The sequence below is a fragment of the Nocardia sp. CC201C genome (assembly GCF_030010695.1).
GTDB lineage: Bacteria > Actinomycetota > Actinomycetes > Mycobacteriales > Mycobacteriaceae > Nocardia > Nocardia otitidiscaviarum.
In genome coordinates, this window is sequence record NZ_JASCXP010000668.1 from 1 (window position 1) to 2,227 (window position 2,227).

3 protein-coding genes are annotated in these 2,227 nt (G+C 70.3%); 2 read left to right on the plus strand and 1 reads right to left on the minus strand.

The features are described 5' to 3' along the window. Positions 1–11 precede the first annotated feature (11 nt). The gene (locus tag QK444_RS35685; RefSeq protein ID WP_282786444.1) at positions 12–980 is read right to left on the minus strand and encodes a quinone oxidoreductase; all 969 of its coding nucleotides are present in this window, start codon (positions 978–980) and stop codon (positions 12–14) included. A gap of 82 nt (positions 981–1,062) precedes the next feature. Here QK444_RS35685 and QK444_RS35690 point away from each other — a divergent pair, with 82 nt between their 5' ends. Together QK444_RS35690 and QK444_RS35695 are read left to right on the plus strand one after the other, a co-directional pair. Continuing rightward, complete coding sequence (locus tag QK444_RS35690) at positions 1,063–1,413, plus strand: hypothetical protein (protein ID WP_039815106.1); 351 nt, start codon at positions 1,063–1,065, stop codon at positions 1,411–1,413. A 44-nt stretch (positions 1,414–1,457) separates the two neighbouring features. Continuing rightward, positions 1,458–2,186: a GntR family transcriptional regulator gene (locus QK444_RS35695; RefSeq protein ID WP_282786447.1), complete on the plus strand. Its 729-nt coding sequence runs from the start codon at positions 1,458–1,460 to the stop codon at positions 2,184–2,186. The last annotated feature ends 41 nt before the right edge of the window (positions 2,187–2,227 follow it).

Consider the following 2,227-nt stretch of genomic DNA (forward strand, 5'->3'; position numbering starts at 1 on the left):
TCGGTTCCGCCTCAGCGCGGCAGCAGCACGATGGAGCCGGTTGTCTTGCGCCCCTCCAGATCTCGGTGGGCTTGCTCCGCCTCGGCCAGCGGATAGGTCGCGCCGACGCGGATGCGCAGCGAGCCGTCGGCGATGGCGTTCATGACATCGCGGGCGCGCCAGAGCAGTTCGGCCCGGTCACGGGTGTAGTGGGCCAGCGTCGGCCGGGTGACGAACAGGGAGCCGAGCGCGTTGAGGCGTTGTAGGTCGAACGGTGGCACCGGCCCGCTGGCCGCGCCGAACAGCGCGAGCATGCCGCGCACTCGCAGCGAGGCCAGACTGGCCTCGAACGTGCTCGCGCCGACCCCGTCGTACACCGCGGCCACGCCCACGCCGCCGGTGAGTTCCCGTACTCGTGAGGCCAATTCGTCGCCGTAGCGCAGCACCTCGGCGGCACCGGCCTCGCGCGAGAGCTTCTCCTTCTCGTCGGAGGAGACGGTGGTGATGACCCGCACCCCGCGCTTGGCCAGCAGCTGGGTGATGATCAGCCCGACGCCGCCCGCCCCGGCGTGCACGAGCACCGCCTCGCCCGGTTCGGGCTTGTAGATCGACTCGACCAGGTAGTGCGCCGTCATGCCCTGCAACAGCGCCGAGGCCGCGACCGGCGCGTCGATGCCCTCGGGCACCGGAATCGCCACCGCCTCGTCCACCGCGACCCGTTCGGCGTAGCTGCCCGGGGCGGCCGCCCACGCCACGCGGTCACCGGCCTGGAACTCGGTGACCTCGGCCCCCACCGCCGCCACCACGCCGGTGCCCTCCGCACCCGGAACGTACGGCACGTTCTGCGGATACCGCCCGGTGCGAATGTAGGTGTCGATGAAGTTGATCCCGATGGCCTCGGTGTCGACCAGCAGCTGTTTCGGCCCGATGACCGGGTCCGGCACCTCCGCGTACCGCAGGACCTCGGGACCCCCGTGCTCGGAAACCTGGATGGCGCGCATGGTTACCAGTTGTACACCCGCGCGGCCGTGCAGTGGGCAGTGGCACATCAACTCGGTCTTACCGATGGGTAAACTGCTCGGCATGAGCGCTACCGCCGCCCCGGCTTCCGTCAAACTGTCGCCGTCCGTCGTCGATTCGGTGAAGGGATTCGTCGCCGACAACGGCGGCTCCGCCACGGCGGTGTTGCAGCCGCTCGGGCGCATCGGCGTCCGTGTCACCCTGGTAGGTGACGAGGGCGTGCTCGGTGACCGCGTGGTGCCCGATATGGCCGCCGCCAAGGCGCTCGTCGAGGCCGTCAACGGATTGTCGGAGGCGCAGGAGTGGGAGCGTGAGCTCGTCGCCAAGGTGACCCCGGCCAAGGGGCACTGGGCGCGCATGGCGGGCTGGGTCGCCAAGCAGAAGCGATTCCCCAAGGCCCGCAACGAGAAGTAAGAGGAGCGCATGAGCCCGGCGGACCAGGCGCACCCGGGGACCACGTGGCCGGGCGCGTAACCAAACAGGCCCAGCTGCGGTCCGCGCTGACCACCCTGTGCGCGACGCTGCGCCCGGGCGAGATGCTGCCCAGTGAGCGGCAGCTGTGCGACGACTATCGCGTGAGCCGGATGACGGTGCGAGAGGTGTTGAGCCAGCTCGAATCCGAGGGCGTCATCACCCGCATCCCCGGCAAGGGCACCTTCGTCGCCGAACGGGTGGCGCGCTCGCGGCTGCACATGGCCTCGTTCAGCGACGATATGCGCCGCCTCGGCCGCACCCCGAGCACGGTGGTGCTGCACAGCGATTACGCGGCGCCGCCGCCCGCCTCCGTCACGGCACTGGGGCTGACCGCCACCGCGAAGGCGTTCCATCTGGTGCGGTTGCGGTTGGCCGACGGGCTGCCCATGTCCATCGACGACGGCTGGTACCGCGCCGATCTGCTGCCCGGCCTGCTGGAGCACGACCTCACCCAGTCGCTGTACGCGCTGCTGGCCAAGGAGTACGACTGCCCGATCGACCGCGCCGAGCAGAGCGTGCGCGCGGTGGCCGCCGATGAGCGGCACGCGGGCTGGCTCGGCACCGAACTCGGTTCTCCGCTACTGGCTTTCGACCGCATGTCCTACTCGCGGGATCGCTGTGTGGAGCATGCGCAGTCCTGGTATCGCGCCGATCGGTACCAGGTCTATATGACGGTGTCGGCCGAGGACAACGGGAATCAGACGTCGGGCTGACGGTCGGAGAGCACGTCGTGGGGGGGGGGGGGGGGGGGGGG

What these genes read in the sequence shown, in the direction of transcription:
- QK444_RS35685 (WP_282786444.1), bottom strand. Translation starts at nt 980, where the DNA reads ATGCGCGCCATCCAGGTTTCCGAGCACGGGGGTCCCGAGGTCCTGCGG.
- QK444_RS35690 (WP_039815106.1), top strand. Translation starts at nt 1,063, where the DNA reads ATGAGCGCTACCGCCGCCCCGGCTTCCGTCAAACTGTCGCCGTCCGTC.